Source organism: Massilia sp. WG5, from assembly GCF_001412595.2.
In the GTDB taxonomy this organism is placed as follows: domain Bacteria; phylum Pseudomonadota; class Gammaproteobacteria; order Burkholderiales; family Burkholderiaceae_D; genus Telluria.
In genome coordinates, this window is record NZ_CP012640.2 from 4,737,815 (window position 1) to 4,757,901 (window position 20,087).

Here is a 20,087-nt window from a genome sequence, read left to right on the forward strand (position 1 = left end):
AAAACTTTATTATTTAGGGGAAACAAAAATGTCCAACAAGAAATTTGCCGTCAGCCTGCTCGCCGCCCTGTCCGTTTCCGGCTTCGCCGCCGCCGCCGAAACCCCGGCCAGCTTCGATCCGTCGAAGTGCAAGGTCGAGTACCCGAAAGCGTCGCTGATGAACGAAGAGCAGGGCGTGACCTCGATGTCGTTCCAGATCAACGCCGACGGCTCCGTGGCCGATTCGAAGCTGGAAAAGTCGAGCGGTTTCAAAGGCCTGGACAAGGCAGCCCTGAAAGGCCTGTCGGCCTGCAAGTTCAAGCCGGGCACCAAGGATGGCGCGCCGGCCCAGACCTGGACCAAGGTCGACTACGCCTGGAAGCTGGACTGATCTGCTTCCTCCCCGCAGTACGAAAACCGGCCCGCGTGGCCGGTTTGTCGTTCAGGAGGGCACACCGTGCTGCACGGCACCCCGTCCTTCAGGAAATACAAGGGCCGTTGCTTGCTCTCGTCGAACATGCGGGCAAGATACTCGCCGATGATGCCGATGCTGGACAGTTGCAGGCCGCCGAGGAACATGATGGCCGTCAGCAGCGAGGGATAGCCCGGCACGGGATTGCCGACGACAAGCGTGCGCACCACGATGTACAGGCCATAGGCGAACGCGCCCGAGGCACTGCACAGGCCGACATACGTAGCGACCTTGAGCGGCATGCAGCTGAACGACGTGATGCCTTCCAGTGCAAAGTTCCACAGTTTCCAATAGTTCCACTTGCTGGCGCCGGCATGGCGTGGTGCACGCTGGTAGGGCACCGCTTTCTGCGGATAGCCGATCCACGCGAACATGCCCTTCATGAAGCGGTGCTGCTCGCGCATCTGGCACACCGCGTGCACCGCGCGCCGGCTGAGCAGCCGGAAGTCGCCGGTGTCTTCCGGGATGCGCACCCGGCTCATTTTCTGGATGAGCCGGTAGAACAGGAAGGCCGTCAGTCTTTTCGCCGCGCTCTCGCCGTTGCGGCAGGTGCGCTTGGCGTACACGACGTCGTAGCCGTCGAGCCAGTGCGCGACCAGCTCGGGAATCAGTTCGGGAGGATCCTGCAGGTCGGCGTCGATCACGACCACGGCATCGGTGTCGGCATGGTCGAGACCGGCCGTGAGCGCGATCTCCTTGCCGAAGTTGCGCGACAGGTCGACCAGCATCACGCGCGCGTCGTGCTCGGCGAGCTGGCGGATCGCGTCCAGCGTGGCGTCGATGCTGCCGTCGTTGACGTAGATGATCTTGGCGGGCAGCGCCAGCCCGTCGAGCACCGCGCTGAGCCGGGCGTGGAATTCGGGCAGCACTTCCTGCTCGTTGAACACCGGGACCACAACCGACAAGGTTCTCGTGTCGCGCGCGCGCAGCTGTTCGAGTTCGTTTGGATGCATCGTCAGGCCCTCCCGCCAGAAAAATCCCATGCCAGCCCAGTCGCAGGCCCGCGCCGCCATCCTGCCGCTCAGTCGGCCATGGCCCGCCGGCCGGCCACGCGCGCCAGGACGGGCTGCAGCACCGAATAATGCTTGTCACGGTAGAGCTCGTGAAAGCGTCCGTTTTCCAGCAGCAGCTGGCGGATCGGCGCGTCGAGCGGCAGCACGGCCAGGTCGACCCCCATGCGTTCGAACTTCGCCTGCCAGCCGTCCGCCCCTTGGTAGACGCGCAGGTATTCCTTGATGAACTTGTCGCCATACATGTCGGCCCGTCCATCCACCGCGACCCTGGCATGCGGCGCCAGCCGGTAGATCAGGTAGCCGCCATCGCCGTATTCGTTGAGCAGCTTGCCGCCCAATCCGTGCGCCACGATGAAATCGACCGCGCCTTCGGCCAGCACCTTGCCGGGCCGGCGTTCCGCCTGCGTCTGTTCGCCATGCACATAGGCGGGCAGGCACAGGGCGATCGTGCACGCTACCAGCCAGTTGAGCCCGTATTCATACTTGCCGAGCTCCTGGCCATGGCCGCGCCGCGCCATGTACCAGCGAACCGGCCGCAGTCCGAGGACGAAGGCCTTGAGGGCGGCGGACGGCCCGCGCGCCAGGGCCAGCGCGGTGAACGGGACCAGCACCAGCACGGCCAGCGGCACATGGCGTTTGGAGATGTAGCCGGCCACGATAAAGACCAGCGGCAGCGCCAGTTCGGTCAGGTCGGGCTTGCGCGCGCCGTAGACGGCCGCCACGAAGAACATCAGCACCAGCAACAGGTAAGCCTGCGACTGGGCGTCGTGAAAATCCGGGCTCTGCCACTCCTGGATCAGCTGGTTGACCTGCATGCCGACCACCTGCAGCGGGTACAGCCAGCGCTCGAACAGCCCGGGATTCGCGAGGCTGGCGATCACGACCAGGAACACCGCCTGTGACAGGCGCACCAGCCGCCGCTTCGCGGCCGGATCGCGCGCCGGTCCGCCCGCCCACGCCATCCACTCGCACGCGGTGAACAAGAGCAGCAGGGCGATCCCGACCGCATACGCGGCGTGCGCATTCACCCACACCACCATGACGAAGGGCAGGACGACAAGGGGCCTGGTGGCATGCTCGTACTTAAAGCGGAGCAATACCGCCAGGTAGATTGCGAAGCACACATAGGTGAGCAGTTGCGGCCGCGGCGACATGGCGGCGGCAAAGGCGTATGCCCCGATCAGCAGCGGCGGCCAGGTGGTCGCCGCGCTGGCCAGGCGGCGCGCTGTCGTGAACGATATGGCCAGCGCGCTCACGATCAGCGTTGCGGCCAGCAGGCGCACGCCCGTCGTGCCGAGCCCGGCGGAGGTCGCGTACAGCAGCACCTCGAACAGCCACTCGTGCAAGACCCAGGGATGTCCCGCCCGGGTATGCGAAAAGACATCGCCAGCCGGCAGTGCTGCGTGAGCGACGATATACTCGCCGGTTTTGAGGTGCCAGAAGTAATCCGGGTCGGTCAGCGGCAGCTGGGTCAGCAGCACGACGAACACCGCGAAGGCGACGAGGCTGGTCTTGCTCAGCTGCAGGATTCGGACCATGTCGAGTTGCCGGATTGGACATCGATATCAATGGAGTGATCCTATCTGCTGCCTGCACGATCGTGAAGTTACAACTGCCTAAACTCGCTAGTACTTTTGTACGGGTTTTGAAAACCTGAACCGGCTGCGCGGTCCGTTTGCCGCTTACGGCGCCGGTCGCACCAGTCCATGCCTGAACACGTAATCCACCACCTGGTGGCCGACCGCGAGGCCGGCGGTCTTGTCGGATGGCCAGTGCACACCGGCGTAGATGCGGCTTTGCCGGCATCGTTCCCGGCCTGCGTGAAACTGCTGTAGCTGCGCGGCCAGGCCGGCCTGGCAGGAAGGGCAGGAAGGGCAGGGCGGCGTGAAATCGGGCCCGCTCGGGTTGCTGCAACGAGCATGGGAAGACACAGGGTGCAGAGCAGCGGCTTGAAGCGCAGTTTCATGGCAGGATTCCGGTCGGAAGCGCGAGGAGGACCCGGCGCCCGCCGTGCGCCAGGCGGACGCTGAAGCGGGTTCGGTAACCCGACGGTACGAGTTCGGCCTTGTCGGAACAAGCACAAGCGGAAGCTGGATTGAGCGGCGACAGGGGCAATTCCATCCAGAATCGAAATTTCCTTAAGCTCGCGCAACACGCATACGCTTTCTGTTACACATCTGTGGCGTCTTGTTTCGGTTGTAAGCACTTGCATCAAAACCACTGCTTCGTGGTTCAGGTCGCTATAGTGGATTCACACCAACCGAAAGGAGAAGCATCATGAAACGAATCCTCTGTGCCGCTGCCGCAGCCCTGATCAGCACCGCCGCCTTCGTGCCGGCGCAGGCCTTCGCGAAAGGTGACGTGCTGGTCGTCCGCACCGCGCCGCCGGCGCCGCGCCACGAAGCCGTGCCGCATGCACGCCGCGGCTACGAATGGGCCCCGGGCTACTGGAACTGGAACGGCCACCGCTATGTGTGGGTCAAAGGGCATTACGAAAAAGTCCGCAAGGGCTACACCTACCACCGTCCGGAATGGCGCCAGGGCGACAATGGCTGGACCCTGGAGCGCGGCGGCTGGCGTCACGGCGACCGCGACGGCGACGGCGTGCCGAACCGCGTCGACGACCACCCGAACAATCCGCACCGTTCGTAAGCATGCACGCTGAAATGCAAGAACCGGCCCTCGTGGCCGGTTTTTTGTTTTTGGAGTGAGGCCGCGCAAGCCCGGCCGTATGCGGGATACCTAGCATGGGAAGTCCGATCATTATCGGAAAAACATCATGCGTGGTATTTCTGTTAAGAAATTTATTCTTGTTGCGCTGTCGCTGCCCTGCTGCCTGGCCAAGGCCGTCGTGCTGGAGTGTCCCGTGAATGCGCCGGCCGAATGGAAAGTGGCCAAAGCCAGGCTGGACCGGGTGCGCGTATTCGGCCCCGGGTCGGAAGGCTTGCCGGACAAGGAGTGGCAGGCGGGCGGCGTCCTGTTCCAGTCATGGAAGATCAAGACCGGCGCCCGCCGCGCGGCCTACCAGGTCGACTGCCTGTACACCGGCACCCCGCGCTTCATCCGCTTCGACGCGCGCAGCACGGCGCGCTGTGTGGCCAAGCGGCGGGTGAGGGCGGATACGCTGATGAACGGGTCGATGGAATTTCGCTGCCGATAAATCGAGCGAAATAAAAGTAGCGAAATAAAAGGAGCGAAAAAACAAAAAGCCCGGTCTTGCGAACCGGGCTTTTCGTTGAATTCTTGGGGTGGCTGATGGGACTCGAACCCACGACAACAGGAATCACAATCCTGGACTCTACCAACTGAGCTACAGCCACCACTGTTTTCTTACTGCTGTCTCGTTGTTGCCGAGACAGAACGAGATTATAGCGGCACCTTCTCCATCTGGCAAATCTAAATGTGCCCAGCAGTGCGGAACCCGGCAAAATCGGTTTCCTGGACCGGCGGATCGATGCCGACCAGGCTGTTGAACGCCGCCGACAGGGCGGTGGCGCTGGCGCTCGTATAAGCTTCCACGCGCGCCGCTTCGTTGGCAGCGGCAGGGCGCAGCAGATCGCCGGCTTCCAGCAGGCGCCCGAGCTGGCGCGCGACCGCCTCGCCGGTATCGACCAGGGTCACGTCATCGAAGCCCTGGTCGGCGATCACGCGCTCGATCGAGGCCTGCACCAGCGGATAGTGGGTGCAGCCCAGCACCAGGGTGTCGGCGCCTTGCGCCAGCAGCGGGGCGATGTAGCGCTCCAGCATGGCGGCGGTGTCGTGCGAATCGAGCTCGCCGAATTCGATCTGGTCGGCCAGGCCCTGGCAGGGCTGCAGCAGGAACTGCGCGCCGGTCGCTTCGGCGATCTGGTCGCGCAGCTGCAGGAACTTGGCGCCGGCCAGGGTGCGCTCGGTGGCCAGCACGCCGATCCTGCCGTTCCGGCTCGCCGCGGCGGCCGGCTTCAGGCCGGGCTCGACGCCGACGATGGGCATGTCCGGCATGCGCGCGCGCAGCAGCTTCACGGCGGCCACGGTCGCGGTGTTGCAGGCCACGACCAGCGCCTTTGCGCCTTTCGCGACGAGGAAGCGGGCGATCGCCAGCGAGCGTTCGGCCACGACCTCCTCGGGCTTGTCGCCGTAGGGGGCGAAGCCGGAGTCGGCCACGTAGATCAGGTGTTCGTGCGGCAGCTGGGCGCGCACATGGCGCAGGACGGAGAAGCCGCCGACGCCGGAATCGAAGATGCCGACCGGGGCGTCGTGGGGGAAGTGGGGAGTGCTCATGGAGGAATACTAACTCAGCGGGCGTAGGGTGGGCACCCCGTGCCCACCCTACCTTATCAGGCGACGCTGACCGGAATACCCTTCAGCGACTCGATCTTCGCCGACCATTCCTTCGGACCGGTCTGGTGCACCGAGGTGCCGGTCGAATCGACGGCGACGGTCACCGGCATGTCCTTCACTTCGAACTCGTAGATCGCTTCCATGCCCAGGTCTTCGAAGCCGACCACCTTGGCCGACTTGATCGCCTTCGAGACCAGGTAGGCCGAACCGCCGACTGCCATCAGGTAGGCCGACTTGTGGTTCTTGATCGCCTCGATGGCGGCCGGGCCGCGCTCGGCCTTGCCGATCATGGCGATCAGGCCGGTCTGCTCGAGCATCATGTCGGTGAACTTGTCCATGCGGGTCGCGGTGGTCGGGCCTGCCGGGCCAACCACTTCGTCACGCACCGGGTCGACCGGGCCGACGTAGTAAATAACGCGATTCGTGAAGTCCACCGGCAGCTGCTCGCCCTTGGCCAGCATGTCCTGGATGCGCTTGTGGGCGGCGTCGCGGCCGGTCAGCATCTTGCCGTTCAGGAGCAGGGTCTGGCCCGGCTGCCAGGACGCGACTTCTTCCTTCGTCAGCGTATCCAGGTTCACGCTCTTGGACTTCTGGGTGTCCGGGGTCCAGTTCACGTCCGGCCAGGTCGACAGCGCCGGCGGTTCGATGTAGGACGGGCCCGAGCCGTCCAGCACGAAGTGGGCGTGGCGGGTAGCGGCGCAGTTCGGGATCATCGCCACCGGCTTCGAGGCCGCGTGGGTCGGGTACATGTTGATCTTCACGTCCAGCACGGTGGTCAGGCCGCCCAGGCCCTGGGCGCCGATGCCCAGCGCGTTGATCTTGTCGCACAGTTCGATACGCAGTTCTTCCAGCTTGTTCTGCGGGCCGCGCTGCTTCAGTTCGTACATGTCGATGTCTTCCATCAGCGACTCTTTCGCCATCAGCATCGCCTTCTCGGCCGAGCCGCCGATACCGATGCCCAGCATGCCCGGCGGGCACCAGCCGGCGCCCATCAGCGGCACGGTCTTCAGGACCCAGTCGACCAGCGAGTCGGACGGGTTCAGCATCACGAACTTGGTCTTGTTCTCCGAGCCGCCGCCCTTGGCCGCGACCATCACGTCGACGGTGTCGCCCGGCACCAGTTCCATGTGCACGACGGCCGGGGTGTTGTCCTTGGTGTTCTTGCGCTCGAAGTGCGGGTCGGCCACGATCGAGGCGCGCAGCTTGTTGTCGGCGAAGTTGTACGCGCGGCGCACGCCTTCGTTGACGGCGTCGGTGATCGAACCGCTGCCGAAGCCCTCGAAGCGCACGTTCATGCCGACCTTCAGGAACACGTTGACGATGCCGGTGTCCTGGCAGATCGGACGCTTGCCCTCGGCGCACATGCGCGAGTTGGTCAGGATCTGGGCGATGGCGTCCTTGGCGGCCGGGCTCTGCTCCGCTTCGTACGCGCGCGCGAGGTGCTGGATGTAGTCGGCCGGGTGGTAGTAGCTGATGTACTGCAGTGCTGCGGCGACGGATTCGATCAGGTCGTCCTGTTTGATGACAGTCATTTCGTTCTCGTTCAGGGTTAGTGTTTGGAGCTGCTTGCGGTGTTGGTCATGATGCGGTCGGTATAGGCGATCGCCATCGCCGACAGCAGGAACACGACGTGGATACTGGTCTGTGCGATCAGGGTCTGCGGGTCGTACACCTTCGCGTTGATGAAGGTCTTCAGCAGGTGGATCGAGGAGATGCCGATGATCGCCATCGCCAGCTTGGTCTTCAGCACGGAGGCGTTCACGTGCGACAGCCATTCCGGCTGGTCCGGATGGTCTTCGAGGTACATGCGCGACACGAAGGTTTCGTAGCCGCCGACGATCACCATGATCAGCAAATTCGAAATCATCACCACGTCGATCAGGCCCAGCACGACCAGCATGATGGTGGTCTCGTTGAGCTTGTCGGGCAGCGGCGCGCCGGGCACCGCCACGGCCTGGAAGATGTGCTGCAGGGCGGCCTCGTTGCCCATCGCGGCAAACACCAGGTCCTTCAGCTCGACCCAGAAGTGGAACACGTAGACGCATTGCGCCAGGATCAGGCCGAGGTAGAGGGGCAGTTGCAGCCAGCGGCTGGCAAACATGAAATTGGCGAGGGCGCTGCGTTTCCGGGCGGGGGGCGTGGCTTGTAAATCGGGCATCTGCGTTGGGGACTTATAGGGCCGCGGCCCAAGGTCGAGGTCAAGACAGCTCAACATTCTACACCTGCTGCGCGCCGCTGGCTTGCCCTTCGATGTTCCGGAAAGGTTGGTAGAATGATCTTGGGATGCCGAAGGCGCGCCGCGGTGCTGCTGCTGCACCGCCCAGTCTGTAAGGGCTCAGTAAGCGAGCGCGCATATGGTATGTGGCAAAACTACTACTACTGTGGAGACTAGCATGGCTGAGAACGAGACCAACAAGGAGCTGGAGCAGGGCGCATTGCACGAGCACCGCGTGTTCAACCCGCCCGCCGACTTTGCCGCCAACGCAACCATCTCCGGGATGGATGCCTACCGCAAACTGTGCGACGAAGCCGCCAGCGACTACGAAGGATTCTGGGCCAGGCTGGCCCGCGAGAACATCGACTGGCAGAAGCCTTTCACCCAGACCCTCGACGAATCGAATGCCCCGTTCTACAAGTGGTTCGCCGACGGGCAACTGAACGCCTCGTACAACTGCCTCGACCGCAACCTCACGAACGGCAACGCCGATAAAACCGCGATCATCTTCGAGGCCGACGACGGCCAGGTGACCCGCGCCACCTACCGCGAACTGCATGAGCGCGTCTGCAAGTTCGCGAATGGACTGAAGGCCCGCGGCATCAAGAAGGGTGACCGCGTCATCATCTACATGTCGATGTCGATCGAAGGCGTGGTCGCGATGCAGGCCTGCGCCCGCATCGGCGCGACCCACTCGGTGGTGTTCGGCGGCTTCTCGGCGAAGTCGCTGCAGGAACGCGTCATCGACGCCGGCGCGGTCGCCATCATCACCGCCGACGAGCAGATGCGCGGCGGTAAATCGCTGCCGCTGAAAGCCATCGTCGACGAAGCCCTGGCGATGGGCGGCTGCGACACCATCAAGGATGTGATCGTCTACAAGCGCACCGGCGGCAACATCAACTTCCAGCAGGGCCGCGACCTGTGGCTGCACGAGCTGCTCGAGGGCCAGCCGGCCGAGTGCGAGCCGGAGTGGGTCGATGCTGAGCATCCGCTGTTCATCCTCTACACCTCGGGCTCGACCGGCACGCCGAAGGGCGTCCAGCACAGCACCGGCGGCTATCTGCTGTGGGCCGCGCTGACCATGAAGTGGACCTTCGACATCAAGCCGGACGACGTCTACTGGTGCACGGCCGACATCGGCTGGGTCACCGGCCACACCTATATCTGCTACGGCCCGACCGCCGTCGGCGCCACCCAGGTCATCTTCGAAGGCGTGCCGACCTTCCCGCACGCCGGCCGCTTCTGGGAGACCATCGCCAAGCACAAGGTCTCGATCTTCTACACCGCGCCGACCGCGATCCGTTCGCTGATCAAGGCCTCCAACGCGGACGAAAAGGTGCATCCGCAGAGCTTCGACCTGTCCAGCCTGCGCCTGCTGGGCACGGTGGGCGAGCCGATCAATCCGGAAGCCTGGATGTGGTACTACAAGAACGTCGGCAACGAGCGCTGCCCGGTCGTCGACACCTTCTGGCAGACCGAGACCGGCGGCCACATGATCACTCCGCTGCCGGGCGCGACCCCGATGGTGCCGGGCTCCTGCACGCTGCCGCTGCCGGGCATCATGGCCGCCATCGTCGACGAAGCCGGCGCCGACGTGCCGAACGGGCAGGGCGGCATCCTGGTCGTGAAGCGTCCGTGGCCGTCGATGATCCGCACCATCTGGAACAACCCGGACCGCTTCCGCAGCGCCTACTATCCGGACGAACTGGGCGGCAAATACTACCTGGCCGGCGACGGCGCGATCCGCAACAAGGACACCGGCTACTTCACCATCACCGGCCGCATCGACGACGTGCTGAACGTCTCTGGCCACCGCATGGGCACGATGGAAATCGAGTCGGCCCTGGTGGCGCACCCGGTCGTGGCGGAAGCCGCCGTGGTCGGCAAGCCGGACGAGACCACCGGCGAAGCCGTGTGCGCCTTCGTGGTCCTGAAGCAGGCGCGCCCGACCGGCGAGGAAGCGAAGAAGCTGGCCGCCGAGCTGCGCAACTGGGTGGGCAAGGAGATCGGTCCGATCGCCAAGCCGAAGGAAATCCGCTTTGGCGACAACCTGCCGAAGACGCGCTCCGGCAAGATCATGCGCCGCCTGCTGCGCGTGCTGGCCAAGGGCGAGACGATCACCCAGGACGTGTCGACGCTGGAGAATCCGGCAATCCTGGACCAGCTGAAGGAATCCGCTTAAGCGTCGCTTCCGCGTCGTCGTCCCCGCGCAGGCGGGGACCCAAGTTCAATCTACAGCAGAGTTGACGCCGCATCCGTGCAAACGGTGCGGCGTTTTTTTATTCTTCGCCGGGCTGCTTGAACAGGGCGTCGAGCGGATTCGGCTTTTTCGGATCGAGTTCGGCGCGCTGGCCGGCGACTTCCGCACGCCCGCGCGTGCCCGCGAACTCTTCCTCGATATTGTCCCGATAAAAACTCCAGGCAGCGCCCGAGTTCGAGAACCGTTTCCAGACGTCATTGCTCACGCCGGCATAGTCGATGGCGCTGCCGTCGTCGAACTCGACCCGCAGGATGCGTTCCTTCGGCGCATAGCCGATCGCGCGCAGTTTGCCGGCGTTGATGCGTTTCATGTCCATGTGGGCTCCCCGGATGATCTTGCCCCTAGTGTAGTCACAGTCGATCGAGCCTGCCACCGTCGACCAGCAGCGAAGCACCCTGGACGAAACGCGCCGCGTCCGAGGCCAGGAAGGCAACCACGTCGGCAACGTCGGCGGGCTGGCCGACGTCGTGCTTGTCGATGATCTCGATCCCGGCTTTCACGTTCGGGTTGTCCCACAGCATCGGGGTATCGATTGCGCCGGGCAGGACCGCGTTCACGCGGATCCCCTTGGGCTTGCCTTCCAGCGCGGCCGAACGCGTCAGCGACACCAGGGCCGCCTTGGCCGCCGCGTACGAGGCCACCATCGGTTCGGTCTCGACCGCGTGGACGCTGGAGATATTCACGATGGCGCCGCCGGACGGCATGCGCAGGAAGGCCTGCTTGATGAAATAAAAGGCGCCGACCAGGTCGACACTGAGGATGCGGGTCCAGTCGTCGCCGGTCTGTGTTTCGATCGGCTTGAAGATCATCAGGCCGGCGTTGTTGACGATGATATCGATGCTGCCGAAGCGCTGTATGGCGGTGTCGACGGTGCGCAAGACGTCAGCCTCGACCGCGACGTCGCAAGGGCTGGCGGCAATGCACGCGGGATCGGCTTCCTTGCCGAGTTCGGCGCTGGCGGCGTCGAGGCGCTGCTGGTCGAGGTCGGCGAGTACGACGCGGGCACCGTCGCGCAGCAGGCGACGCGCGATGGCGAGGCCGATGCCGCCGGCCGCACCTGTAACGATGGCAACTTTATTCTGCAGGCTCATGGTTCACTCGGTATTCTTGGGCGCGGCGGTGGCCGCTTCGCTGGTTTCGTGGGCCGGCGCCGGAGCAAGCTCGGGCGCAGGGAGAATGGTGTCCTGCGGCAGCGCCACCGGCACTTGCAGGCACACGCTCTGGGTCGGCAGCACGGCGCCCCAGTCGCGGATCAGGTCGCGGTAGGCGGCACCCACCGGACGAATGTTGCGGTCCAGGTCGAACAGGCCGAGCGGATTGACGTTGCCGTTGTCTTCGCGCAGCGCCGTATCCCAGTCGACCTGGTCGGTCAGAGAGTACCAGGTGAAGCCGACCACCGGCACGCCGCTGTTGCGAATGCTGAGGACGTTCGCCCATTCCTTGCGCAGCCAGCGCACCGCCTCGTCGCCCGCAGGACCCTGCGCCAGGTTGGTTTCGGTATGCATCACCGGCAGGCGATAACGGTCGTAGTACTGCTGCGTGATGATGGCGTAGCCAAAGATCTCACCGGAAGCGCGGGTGTTGCCGTCGGCGCTGACATGGTGCTCATTGGTCTGGTAGTAATCGTTGCCCATCAGGCAGTGGTGCTTGAGATTATTGTCGAGGAAAAAATGGTATTCCTCGCGCGTCATCCCATTGTCCATCAGGTACTCGTACATGTTCGAATCGACCCGGCGGCCGTAGTTCAAATCGAGCGACAGGAAGCGGTGGGCATTCTTGATTTCCGCCGGTCCGATGGCGTCCGGGCACTCGGCGTGGAAATACTCGCTCGATTCGCTCTGCACGAACAGGGCGTCGGCGCGCACCTGCAGGATTTCGCGCATCGCCAGCAGGTTGGCGCGGACGATGTACTTGGTTGCGTTCACGAAGCCGCGGTCGGTCGTCAGCTGCTCGTTCCACCAGCCGTACTTGGCCGAGAAGAGGGCGCAGATCGACATCTCGTTGATGGGCGTGTACAGCTGGACCCAGGGAAAGCGCTCGGCGAAGGCACGCGCGTAGCCGGCAAACAAGGCCGGGAAATCCGGATTCTGGAAGTTGCCGATCCAGTCGGGCACGCCGAAATGGCACAGGTCGACGATGACGACCAGGTTACGGCGGTACAGTTCGGCAAAAGTCTCGTCCGCGAAGGACCAGTCGTAGCGGTCCGGCCCCAGCCAGGTCAGGTGAAGGGGAGGGCCATAGCGCAGCACGCGGATGCCGAGTTCCCGCACGAGGTCGAAATCCGTGCGCCAGTGCTTGTAGTGGCCGCACTTCGCCATCTCGTCGACGCGAACCTTGCCGTTGCCGATGGTCGGGATGCTGTTTTCGATGCCGGTCGCGAACATAAATCCAGTGAACAAGCTGCTCTCCCAAAACAATTCTTGAGAGCAGCGTACTCGGCTGTTGATAGCTGGGCTGTACGGTCGCGTACACAAGACCTGCCTTCCAGCGACTGGGGAGGAGGGATCGTTGCGCGTACGATCCTACTTGTACTGCCGAGAATCCTTGCTATAATAGGCGGCTTCGCGGACATCGCCGTCCGTGGACCCATCAGGAGAGATGGATGAGTGGTTTAAGTCGCACGCCTGGAAAGCGTGTATAGGTTCATAGCCTATCGGGGGTTCGAATCCCCCTCTCTCCGCCAAGGATTCTACTAAGGCCGCTTTCGAGCGGCCTTTTTCATTTGCGTAAGCCTGCGCCCTTCCAGGTAATGCCTGTCCTGATGCTATCCTTTCACAGATGCATCTGCGAGCTGACGCTCGCGCCCCAGGATCAATTTGCCGGAAAAAATCGAGCCATATGACACTGAAACAGCTGGAAGCGTTCTACTGGGCAGCTACTCTAGGCAGCTTTTCCACCGCGGCGAACAGGCTCAACATTACGCAGTCCACGCTGTCAAAACGCCTGGCTGAGCTTGAAGCTTCGCTTGGTGCGTCCTTGTTCGACCGATCAGCACAACGTTCCGTACTCACGGAACACGGCCAACGAATTCTCGAGCATGCACACAAGATGCTGGTGATGGAAGGGGAGATAAAATCATTGCTGTGTCTTCCCCAATCCCTGAGCGGCACCTGCCGATTCGGCATCAGCGAATTGACGGCCTTGACCTGGTTCCCGAACTTCGTCTCCAGGATCAACCAGCTTCATCCGCAACTGGTATTGGAACCTTACGTCGATTTGGGCTCAGCGCTGGAAAAAAAGCTGATGCGGGGAGAACTCGATTTTGCGATCGTCCCGCATACGCGCGCCGGCAATGGATTGCTGTCTTCGATGCCATTGGCCACGCTCGACTTTGCATGGATGGCCTCGCCAAAACGCATCAAGGCCGGCAAGACCTTGACGGTCGAAGAAATTCAGCAGCACCCGATCATCGTCATGACCAGCGAATCGCGCCTCACTGAATCCTTCCATAACTGGTCGTCGCAGCATAAGGTCTCGGCCCGGCGTGTTCTCGCATGTAACAGTCTCAGCGCCATCGTCGGCCTGACGATCGCAGACGTGGGAATCAGTTTCCTGCCGCGCCGCTTCCTAGAGCCCATGGTCGAGCATGGGAAGTTGAACGCGTTTCAGAGCGAGCCGCCTCTGCCTTCCATCGAGTACTGCTTCCGCTGGCGAACCGACGATACCCGTACCCTTGTTCCGACGCTGGCCCAGTTGGCCGGGACAGAAGTCAACTATTCCCTGGCGTACGGGTTCTGAGCATTCCTCCATCGTCACCTGAACGGTCCTGCTTTCGCCACCGCAGCGCTCGCTGAACGGCGAGTCGCCGTGTCAGTGCGCGTCATCGACGCACGCCGCCCATTCCCTTTCCACCAATGCTGCCGGTGTCCAAACATCCGCTGCAGGCCTGCCGTCACCGCGCGCTGATGAGAAAAACGAATGACCGGGGGTCGATATTATTCGCTTTTTTTCAAGCCCGCTTGTGGCCTAACATCTGATCAACAACTACGAACCTGTCTCGTTTGAGAACAGGTCAATTTAGAACACAAAAGGAGACATATCTTGGAGACTGCTTCGGGTAGCCGTACGTCCTACCGCTGGATCGTCCTCGCGATGATTTACGTGACGTACATGATCGCCGGTGCGGACCGCGCCAACATCGGCGTACTGATTCCCGTGATCCGCAAGGATTTCCATCTCACCAATACCGACGTCGGGGCACTGGCAAGCCTGTTTTACGTCAGCTACGCCATCGTCCAGATCCCGGCCGGCTATCTGTTCCAGAAATTCGGTATCCGCAAGCTGCTGGTCGTGTCGATGGTGCTGACTTCGCTCTCGACCTTGTTCACCGGCCTGGCCGCAAGCGCCATGCAGTTGAAGCTGGCGCGACTGGTACTGGGCGGCGCTGAAGGCCCGATCAATATCGGCATCGTGTCGACGATCAATCGTTGGTTCCCCGCGCATGAAAAAGGTCTCGCCACCGGCGTTTTCATGTCCTCTATTAAGTTTGCGCCCGCTTTCGTGCCGCCGCTGTGCGCCTACCTGATGCTGCATTTCGGCTGGCGCGACGTGTTCTATATTTTCGGCATCCCCGGCTTTGTCATCGCCGGATTGTGGTACTGGCTGGTTCGCGACGACCCTGCCGAATCGCGCCGCTGTTCTCCCGCCGAAGTCGCGTACATCAAGGAATCGGCGCCGCTGACGGTGCAAAAAGATGCGAAACCCGCGGCGGCAGCGACGGCCCCGGCCTGGCTCGATACCGCCATCAAAACCCGCGAAGTCGACCTCCTGAAGACCAACAAGGAAGTGGTGCGCTCGTGGAACGTGTGGGCCTGCGCCATGGGTTACTTTTTCATGGTCGGCATCACCTACACGATCATGACCTGGGTGCCGACCTATCTCGTCTCGGTCAAGCATTTCTCGATCATGAAGATGGGCATCGTGGCTTCGGCCCCGTGGGTGGGCGCGATTGTCGGCAACATCCTCGGAGGCTGGCTGTCCGACAAGGTCTTCGCCAAACGCCGCAAGCCCGTCATGCTGATCACTTCGGCCGCGACCGTGCTGACGATGTATGCACTGATCAATGCCCCCAGCGAGCCGCTTCCCCTGGCAGCCCTGCTGTTCGTCGCCGGCGTGCTGCTGAACCTGGGCTATTCGACTTTCCTGGTCTACCCGATGGGTATCGCAACCAAGGACAAGGTGCCGTTCGCCGCGTCGATCGTCAACTTCGCCGGTTCGCTCGGCGGCGCATTCACGCCCTTCCTCGTCGGCGTGGTGCTCGACCGGTTGAACTGGGACTGGGTATTCGGCCTGCTGGCGGCGACCTCGTTCATTACCTTTGGCCTGGTGGCTTGCATGATCGAGCCGAAAGCGCGTCCCAACGTCCAGTCGGGCACGTCGCCGGATGCCGCAATCCACCCTGCCGCAAGTTCTTCTTTAGCTCGTTAAGGCAAAAAATGGCAATTTTCATCATGGACCGCATTGCGGAAGATGCGGTGTCCTTCCTGCGCCAGCACCACGAGGTCGTCGATTTCCCGGCATCCCGGGAACGTGACTGGAAAGCGGAAGCGAGTGCGCTGATCGTCAGGACCTTCCAGGTGCGCGAGGCCGACATCGGCCAGGCGCAGCGCCTGAAGATCGTCGCCAAGCATGGCAGCGGCGTCGACAACATCGATATCGCCGCCGCCATCCGCAAAGGCATCATGGTGACGAATACCCCGGGCGCGAACGCCGATGCGGTGGCCGAATACGTGCTGGCCCTGGCATTGACCACCGCCCGCCGGGTCGCCATGTCGGACCGCTTCCTGCGTGGTGGCATCCCGGGCCAGGCCCAGGATGGCATCGAACTCGGCGGCAAGACGCTCGGGCTGATCGGCCTCGGCGACATCGGCTCGAAAACCGGCCGCCTGTTCAAGAGTGCCTTCTCGGCGCAGGTGATTGCCTACGACCCCTACGCGCCGAAGAGCGCCTTCGAGCAGTGCGGTGCGCGGCAGCTTGCCGATATCGCCACCGTACTGCGCGAGGCCGACGTGATCAGCCTGCACGTGCCCCTGCTGGACAGTACGCGGCACCTGATCGGTGCGGACGAGCTGAACATGATGAAGCCGACGGCGATCCTGGTGAATGCCGCGCGTGGCGGCATTGTCGACGAGTCGGCCCTGCATGCTGCGCTGTCGACTGGCCGCATCGCCGGCGCCGCCAGTGACGTGTTCGAGGCCGAGCCGCCGCCGTCCTCGCACCCACTGCTCAGCCTCGACACCTTTGTCGGATCGCCGCATATCGCAGGCAGTAGCCGGGAAGCGTTGCGGCGCATGGGCTTCGGCGCGGCACGCGCGGTCCTCGCCGCACTCGCCGGCGACATCCCGGCCCATGTACTGAATACCCATTGAAAAGGAGCCGATGTGAAAACCAAGAAATTTGATAATGCCGCAGAGTTCGAGCGCGTCTCGCCTGACCTGATCGAGGAGGCCCGCCAGTTCCAGTCCGCCGTGCTCTGCGACGTTGCAGGCCGCCGTGGCGCCCTGAACGCACGTATCCAGGGCCTGTCGCCAAGCATGAAACTGGCCGGCCCCGCCTTCCCGGTAGAAGTCCGTCCTGGCGACAACCTGCTGTTCCACGTTGCGCTGGCATTGGCAAAGCCTGGCGACATCATCGTCGTCGATGGCAAAGGCTACGAGTCGAGTGCGCTGGCGGGCGAACTGATGGCCTCCCAGGCAGTCGCGGCCGGGATCGGCGGCTTCGTCATGGATGGTGCGATTCGCGACACCGACACGCTGAGCAAGGGACCGCTGCCGATCTTCGCCGCCGGTCGCAACTCCGCGGGGCCGACCAAAGGCCTGGACGGACGCATCGGCACCACGATCGCCATCGGCGACGTGGCGGTGGAGCCCGGCGACCTGGTGGTGGCGGACTGCGACGGCGTGGTCGTGATTCCGCGCAAGGACGTGCCGGCAGTGCTGCAGGGCGCGCACCAGAAACTGAAGGCGGAAGCCCAACGTCTCAAGGAAATCGAAGAAGGCATGCTGGTCTCGCCATGGCTCGACGACGCGCTGCGCTCCGCAGGCGTGCTCGGCAAAGAAGAAACGCTGCTCTGAACCGGGCAGGCTGCACGCGCGATGGCATGCCACGTCCGCCCATTCCCAGGCTGACGCTGGCATGACCGGCACGCGCGAGAGCGGCATCCCGACCGAATAGCGGCGCCGCTTCGCTCCAGTAAATCCACAGACCGATCGTGTCGTCCCTCGGACGAGGACTCGTCACGTCTGGCACTGCTGTTCAAAAGCCTCAACCAAACCACAGCACAACAACAGGAGACACGTTTTGAAGAAGATCGCAATCCTCATGCTGGGACTCGCCGCAGGAGCTGCCCAAGCACAGTCCAACGTCACGATTTACGGTATCACGGACGCCGCGCTGGTCGGCGAAAGCGGCGGCGCGGCCGGGCATGTCACCAAGATCACCAGCGGCGCCGGCCTGGCCTCGCGCATCGGCTTCAAGGGCGTGGAGAGCCTCGGCGACGGCATGACCGCATTCTTCACCCTCGAAACCGGCACCAGGATCGACACCGGCGAACTCGATGCCGCCAACACCATCTTCAACCGCCAGGCATTCGTCGGCCTAAAGACCGGTGCCGGTTCAGTCGCGCTGGGACGTCAGTACACGCCGTGGCACCTCACCTTGGCGAGCGTGGCGGATCCGTTCGGCACTGGCTACGCGGGCACGTCCAAGAATCTCTTCCCGGATGCAGGCACCAACGCCCGCACCAGCAATACCGTGACCTATACTTCGCCGAAGGTCAGCGGCGTCGACGTCGCGCTGGCCTATAGCATGGGCGAGCAGGGCGCGTTCTCGGCGGGGCGCCAATACGGCGGAGCGGTCGGCTATGCGTATGGGCCTTTGGTCGTACGCCTGGCCTATAACGCAAAGAACTCGGATGTTGCGGGAGCGCCTGCTGCCGTCAGCCATGACCTTGGTCACAACACGCTGCTTGCAGCGAACTATGACTTCAAGGTGGTCAAGCTGTACTTCGGCTATGAGGTCGACAAGGGCTTTAACTCGCACCCGGTGCCGAACCCTAACGCGTATGCGGTAAAGGCAAGCCCGACAATCGACAGCAATGTGTTCTTGCTGGGGCTGTCCGCACCGCTCGGCAACGGCATGCTGATGGCCTCGATCCAGCGTCTGAACGACAAGACGAAGTTCGACCAGGATGCGGCTGCGTGGGGCATCGGCTATCTGTATTCATTGTCCAGGCACACAGGTTTGTACGCCGCGTACGGGCATGTCAGCAACGAGAACGGTGCTGGCTATACCGTGCTCAATAATAGTGAATCAGGTACCGGCAACACTGCTTACAACCTCGGCTTCCGCCACACTTTCTAAATATGTCGATCCGATCGGCCTCACCTGCAGGATGACGTCGATCGGTAAGCTTCTATCATCAAAGAAGTGTATTGGCTGTCATGAAAGGATTCCCATCCCGATCAGGTCCTGCCGGGAATGAAGTCAGCTTACGTCCAGGCCGCCGTCTACGGTGACGACCTGACCAGTCACCCACACCGCATCGGAGCTGGCAAGGGCCAGAATCCATGGCGCCACGTCTTTAGGCTCGCCTCGCCGGCCCAGCGGAATGCGACTGCGTTCCTGGTCCTTGACCTGCGCCACCTGCTCTGCGTTCAAATGCATCCGTTCGGTGAGGAAATCCGTTTCGGTCGGGCCGGCGGCCACGGCATTGACGCGGATGCCATCGGCGGCCAGTTCCAGCGCCCAGCAGCGCGTCATGTGTTCGAGCGCGGCCTTGCTGGCGGCGTAATGAGACAGCGCGGGAGCCGCCTTGTGGCCGAAGGTGCTCGAGATGTTGACAATCGCGCCACGCGACGCCTTCAGGTGCGGCAGGGCCGCGCGCGCCAGCAGCGACGGGCCGATGACGTTGATGGCAAAGATGTCACGAACGCGGCCGGCGTCCGCGTCGGCCAGCGGAAGGATGGCGCCGCCGCCCGCGTTGTTGACCAATGCGTCGAGGCGTCCCCATCTCCCGACGACGGACTGGACCGTCATTGCGGCATCGTCGGCCGAAGCGGCGTCCGCCACCACGTAATCGATGCCGGCCTGTTCCGCCGCCAGCGCCTTCAGCGGCGCCTCACGCCGTCCAGTGACCACGACGCGCGCTCCCAGTGCGGCAAATTGATGCGCCGCCGCGCGGCCGATGCCTGCGCCCCCACCCGTGATTAAGATGACTTTTCCGTTAAATTGTTGCATAGCTCGTTCCCGGTCGATGAAGAAGTGTTGAGGCCGAACAGGTGCTCCATGCGCTCGACCAGCCGGCGCCGTCGCTCGGTGAGCACGGCGACCAGTTCGTCGAGCTCGCGTAATTTCTCGCGGTGCTGCGCTAGCCCTGCGGCGCACTGTTCAGCGTCGAAGTGCTCCTGACCGAAGCAATGAATGAAACCCTGGATCTGGCGGGTGCTGAAGCCGCATTCAAGCAGGTCCCGGATCCAGCGGACCTGCTCGACGGTATCCGGCGTGTAATACCGGTAGCCGTTTTCCAGGCGCCGAGATTGGATCAGCCCCTGCGCCTCATAGTGCCGCAACAGACGCGGGCTGATGCTCGCCGCACGTGCCAGTTGACCAATTCGCATACATAACCTCCGACAATTCATTCTCAGGCATTGCCACTAGTGGCAATGTCAAGCAATCCGAAAGCGTCCATCGCCCGTTTGCGCGGACCTGCGCTTCCTTGCCGAGGGGACCAGGCAAGCCGTTTCTCTGCATCGGGATTCTCCAAGCGTTATTACAGCATCTCCGCGCGGTCCGGGACATGCAGAAAGCGAATGGCGCACATTTCGTTCC

At 63.1% G+C, this 20,087-nt stretch carries 20 protein-coding genes and 2 tRNA genes; 11 read left to right on the forward strand and 11 right to left on the reverse strand.

Going from position 1 to position 20,087, the window contains the following annotated elements; translation table 11 throughout:
- The first annotated feature begins 28 nt into the window (after window positions 1-28).
- Window positions 29-370, forward strand: a complete 342-nt coding sequence (locus AM586_RS21150) for an energy transducer TonB (protein WP_047824338.1) — start codon at window positions 29-31, stop codon at window positions 368-370.
- Here AM586_RS21150 and AM586_RS21155 read toward each other — a convergent pair.
- Both AM586_RS21155 and AM586_RS21160 read right to left on the reverse strand, forming a co-directional pair.
- Window positions 349-1,404 (reverse strand): glycosyltransferase family 2 protein, encoded by a 1,056-nt coding sequence (locus AM586_RS21155; RefSeq protein WP_082439829.1) that lies wholly within the window; start codon window positions 1,402-1,404, stop codon window positions 349-351. The two genes, AM586_RS21150 and AM586_RS21155, sit on opposite strands and share 22 nt — an antisense overlap.
- A 68-nt stretch (window positions 1,405-1,472) precedes the next feature.
- Window positions 1,473-3,002 carry a hypothetical protein gene (locus AM586_RS21160; protein WP_047824336.1) on the reverse strand — a complete coding sequence of 510 codons (1,530 nt, stop codon included), beginning with the start codon at window positions 3,000-3,002 and terminating at the stop codon, window positions 1,473-1,475.
- 168 nt (window positions 3,003-3,170) lie between these two features.
- Between AM586_RS21160 and AM586_RS29105 the strand changes: the two genes are divergently transcribed.
- The 3 genes from AM586_RS29105 (at window position 3,171) to AM586_RS21170 (ending at window position 4,624) form a co-directional block, all read left to right on the forward strand.
- Window positions 3,171-3,299: a hypothetical protein gene (locus AM586_RS29105; RefSeq protein ID WP_257791525.1), complete on the forward strand. Its 129-nt coding sequence runs from the start codon at window positions 3,171-3,173 to the stop codon at window positions 3,297-3,299.
- A gap of 442 nt (window positions 3,300-3,741) precedes the next feature.
- Window positions 3,742-4,116 carry a YXWGXW repeat-containing protein gene (locus AM586_RS21165; RefSeq protein ID WP_047824333.1) on the forward strand — a complete coding sequence of 125 codons (375 nt, stop codon included), beginning with the start codon at window positions 3,742-3,744 and terminating at the stop codon, window positions 4,114-4,116.
- Window positions 4,117-4,243: 127 nt separating this feature from the next.
- Window positions 4,244-4,624, forward strand: coding sequence for a hypothetical protein (locus AM586_RS21170; RefSeq protein ID WP_156328143.1), 381 nt, complete (start codon window positions 4,244-4,246; stop codon window positions 4,622-4,624).
- Window positions 4,625-4,708: 84 nt separating this feature from the next.
- On the opposite strand, the gene AM586_RS21175 is transcribed toward AM586_RS21170, so the two are convergent.
- From AM586_RS21175 to AM586_RS21190, 4 genes are all read right to left on the reverse strand, one after another.
- Window positions 4,709-4,784, reverse strand: a tRNA-His gene (locus AM586_RS21175).
- 76 nt (window positions 4,785-4,860) lie between these two features.
- The gene (gene murI / locus AM586_RS21180) at window positions 4,861-5,724 is read right to left on the reverse strand and encodes a glutamate racemase (RefSeq protein WP_047824329.1); all 864 of its coding nucleotides are present in this window, start codon (window positions 5,722-5,724) and stop codon (window positions 4,861-4,863) included.
- Between the two features lie 56 nt (window positions 5,725-5,780).
- Complete coding sequence (locus AM586_RS21185; protein ID WP_047824327.1) at window positions 5,781-7,316, reverse strand: fumarate hydratase; 1,536 nt, start codon at window positions 7,314-7,316, stop codon at window positions 5,781-5,783.
- Between the two features lie 17 nt (window positions 7,317-7,333).
- Window positions 7,334-7,885 (reverse strand): YqhA family protein, encoded by a 552-nt coding sequence (locus tag AM586_RS21190; RefSeq protein WP_229411100.1) that lies wholly within the window; start codon window positions 7,883-7,885, stop codon window positions 7,334-7,336.
- A gap of 292 nt (window positions 7,886-8,177) precedes the next feature.
- Between AM586_RS21190 and acs the strand changes: the two genes are divergently transcribed.
- Complete coding sequence (acs, locus tag AM586_RS21195; protein WP_047824323.1) at window positions 8,178-10,181, forward strand: acetate--CoA ligase; 2,004 nt, start codon at window positions 8,178-8,180, stop codon at window positions 10,179-10,181.
- Window positions 10,182-10,278: 97 nt separating this feature from the next.
- Here acs and AM586_RS21200 read toward each other — a convergent pair whose 3' ends face one another.
- The 3 genes from AM586_RS21200 to AM586_RS21210 are packed head-to-tail and all read right to left on the reverse strand — an operon-like array spanning window position 10,279 to window position 12,658.
- A complete protein-coding gene (locus tag AM586_RS21200) occupies window positions 10,279-10,575 on the reverse strand; it encodes a KTSC domain-containing protein (RefSeq protein ID WP_047824321.1) in 297 nt (98 codons plus the stop codon).
- Between the two features lie 34 nt (window positions 10,576-10,609).
- The gene (locus AM586_RS21205; RefSeq protein WP_047824319.1) at window positions 10,610-11,350 is read right to left on the reverse strand and encodes an SDR family NAD(P)-dependent oxidoreductase; all 741 of its coding nucleotides are present in this window, start codon (window positions 11,348-11,350) and stop codon (window positions 10,610-10,612) included.
- Window positions 11,351-11,353: 3 nt separating this feature from the next.
- Window positions 11,354-12,658, reverse strand: coding sequence for a family 1 glycosylhydrolase (locus AM586_RS21210; RefSeq protein WP_047824317.1), 1,305 nt, complete (start codon window positions 12,656-12,658; stop codon window positions 11,354-11,356).
- A gap of 193 nt (window positions 12,659-12,851) precedes the next feature.
- On the opposite strand from AM586_RS21210, the gene AM586_RS21215 reads away from it, so the two are divergent.
- The 6 genes from AM586_RS21215 to AM586_RS21240 all read left to right on the forward strand — a co-directional run bounded on the left by AM586_RS21215 (window position 12,852) and on the right by AM586_RS21240 (window position 18,620).
- A tRNA-Ser gene (locus AM586_RS21215) sits at window positions 12,852-12,942 on the forward strand.
- Window positions 12,943-13,097: 155 nt separating this feature from the next.
- Window positions 13,098-13,997 (forward strand): LysR family transcriptional regulator, encoded by a 900-nt coding sequence (locus tag AM586_RS21220; RefSeq protein ID WP_047824315.1) that lies wholly within the window; start codon window positions 13,098-13,100, stop codon window positions 13,995-13,997.
- A 303-nt stretch (window positions 13,998-14,300) separates the two neighbouring features.
- Window positions 14,301-15,686 carry an MFS transporter gene (locus AM586_RS21225; RefSeq protein WP_047824313.1) on the forward strand — a complete coding sequence of 462 codons (1,386 nt, stop codon included), beginning with the start codon at window positions 14,301-14,303 and terminating at the stop codon, window positions 15,684-15,686.
- An 8-nt stretch (window positions 15,687-15,694) separates the two neighbouring features.
- Window positions 15,695-16,627 carry a hydroxyacid dehydrogenase gene (locus AM586_RS21230; RefSeq protein ID WP_047824311.1) on the forward strand — a complete coding sequence of 311 codons (933 nt, stop codon included), beginning with the start codon at window positions 15,695-15,697 and terminating at the stop codon, window positions 16,625-16,627.
- 12 nt (window positions 16,628-16,639) lie between these two features.
- Complete coding sequence (locus AM586_RS21235) at window positions 16,640-17,332, forward strand: RraA family protein (RefSeq protein ID WP_047824309.1); 693 nt, start codon at window positions 16,640-16,642, stop codon at window positions 17,330-17,332.
- Window positions 17,333-17,558: 226 nt separating this feature from the next.
- Window positions 17,559-18,620, forward strand: coding sequence for a porin (locus tag AM586_RS21240; protein WP_229411099.1), 1,062 nt, complete (start codon window positions 17,559-17,561; stop codon window positions 18,618-18,620).
- 123 nt (window positions 18,621-18,743) lie between these two features.
- Here AM586_RS21240 and AM586_RS21245 read toward each other — a convergent pair whose 3' ends face one another.
- Window positions 18,744-19,496 (reverse strand): SDR family NAD(P)-dependent oxidoreductase, encoded by a 753-nt coding sequence (locus tag AM586_RS21245; RefSeq protein ID WP_047824307.1) that lies wholly within the window; start codon window positions 19,494-19,496, stop codon window positions 18,744-18,746.
- Window positions 19,466-19,876: a MerR family transcriptional regulator gene (locus tag AM586_RS21250; protein WP_047824305.1), complete on the reverse strand. Its 411-nt coding sequence runs from the start codon at window positions 19,874-19,876 to the stop codon at window positions 19,466-19,468. Before AM586_RS21250 ends, AM586_RS21245 begins: the two co-directional genes overlap by 31 nt.
- Window positions 19,877-20,087 lie beyond the last annotated feature (211 nt).

Excerpts from the sequence above, each read along its gene's own strand:
- AM586_RS21150 (WP_047824338.1), top strand. The coding sequence starts at position 29 with ATGTCCAACAAGAAATTTGCCGTCAGCCTGCTCGCCGCCCTGTCCGTT.
- AM586_RS21155 (WP_082439829.1), bottom strand. The coding sequence starts at position 1,404 with ATGCATCCAAACGAACTCGAACAGCTGCGCGCGCGCGACACGAGAACC.
- AM586_RS21160 (WP_047824336.1), bottom strand. The coding sequence starts at position 3,002 with ATGGTCCGAATCCTGCAGCTGAGCAAGACCAGCCTCGTCGCCTTCGCG.
- AM586_RS29105 (WP_257791525.1), top strand. The coding sequence starts at position 3,171 with ATGCCTGAACACGTAATCCACCACCTGGTGGCCGACCGCGAGGCCGGC.
- AM586_RS21165 (WP_047824333.1), top strand. The coding sequence starts at position 3,742 with ATGAAACGAATCCTCTGTGCCGCTGCCGCAGCCCTGATCAGCACCGCC.
- AM586_RS21170 (WP_156328143.1), top strand. The coding sequence starts at position 4,244 with ATGCGTGGTATTTCTGTTAAGAAATTTATTCTTGTTGCGCTGTCGCTG.
- murI (WP_047824329.1), bottom strand. The coding sequence starts at position 5,724 with ATGAGCACTCCCCACTTCCCCCACGACGCCCCGGTCGGCATCTTCGAT.
- AM586_RS21185 (WP_047824327.1), bottom strand. The coding sequence starts at position 7,316 with ATGACTGTCATCAAACAGGACGACCTGATCGAATCCGTCGCCGCAGCA.
- AM586_RS21190 (WP_229411100.1), bottom strand. The coding sequence starts at position 7,885 with ATGTTTGCCAGCCGCTGGCTGCAACTGCCCCTCTACCTCGGCCTGATC.
- acs (WP_047824323.1), top strand. The coding sequence starts at position 8,178 with ATGGCTGAGAACGAGACCAACAAGGAGCTGGAGCAGGGCGCATTGCAC.
- AM586_RS21200 (WP_047824321.1), bottom strand. The coding sequence starts at position 10,575 with ATGGACATGAAACGCATCAACGCCGGCAAACTGCGCGCGATCGGCTAT.
- AM586_RS21205 (WP_047824319.1), bottom strand. The coding sequence starts at position 11,350 with ATGAGCCTGCAGAATAAAGTTGCCATCGTTACAGGTGCGGCCGGCGGC.
- AM586_RS21220 (WP_047824315.1), top strand. The coding sequence starts at position 13,098 with ATGACACTGAAACAGCTGGAAGCGTTCTACTGGGCAGCTACTCTAGGC.
- AM586_RS21230 (WP_047824311.1), top strand. The coding sequence starts at position 15,695 with ATGGCAATTTTCATCATGGACCGCATTGCGGAAGATGCGGTGTCCTTC.
- AM586_RS21245 (WP_047824307.1), bottom strand. The coding sequence starts at position 19,496 with ATGCAACAATTTAACGGAAAAGTCATCTTAATCACGGGTGGGGGCGCA.
- AM586_RS21250 (WP_047824305.1), bottom strand. The coding sequence starts at position 19,876 with ATGCGAATTGGTCAACTGGCACGTGCGGCGAGCATCAGCCCGCGTCTG.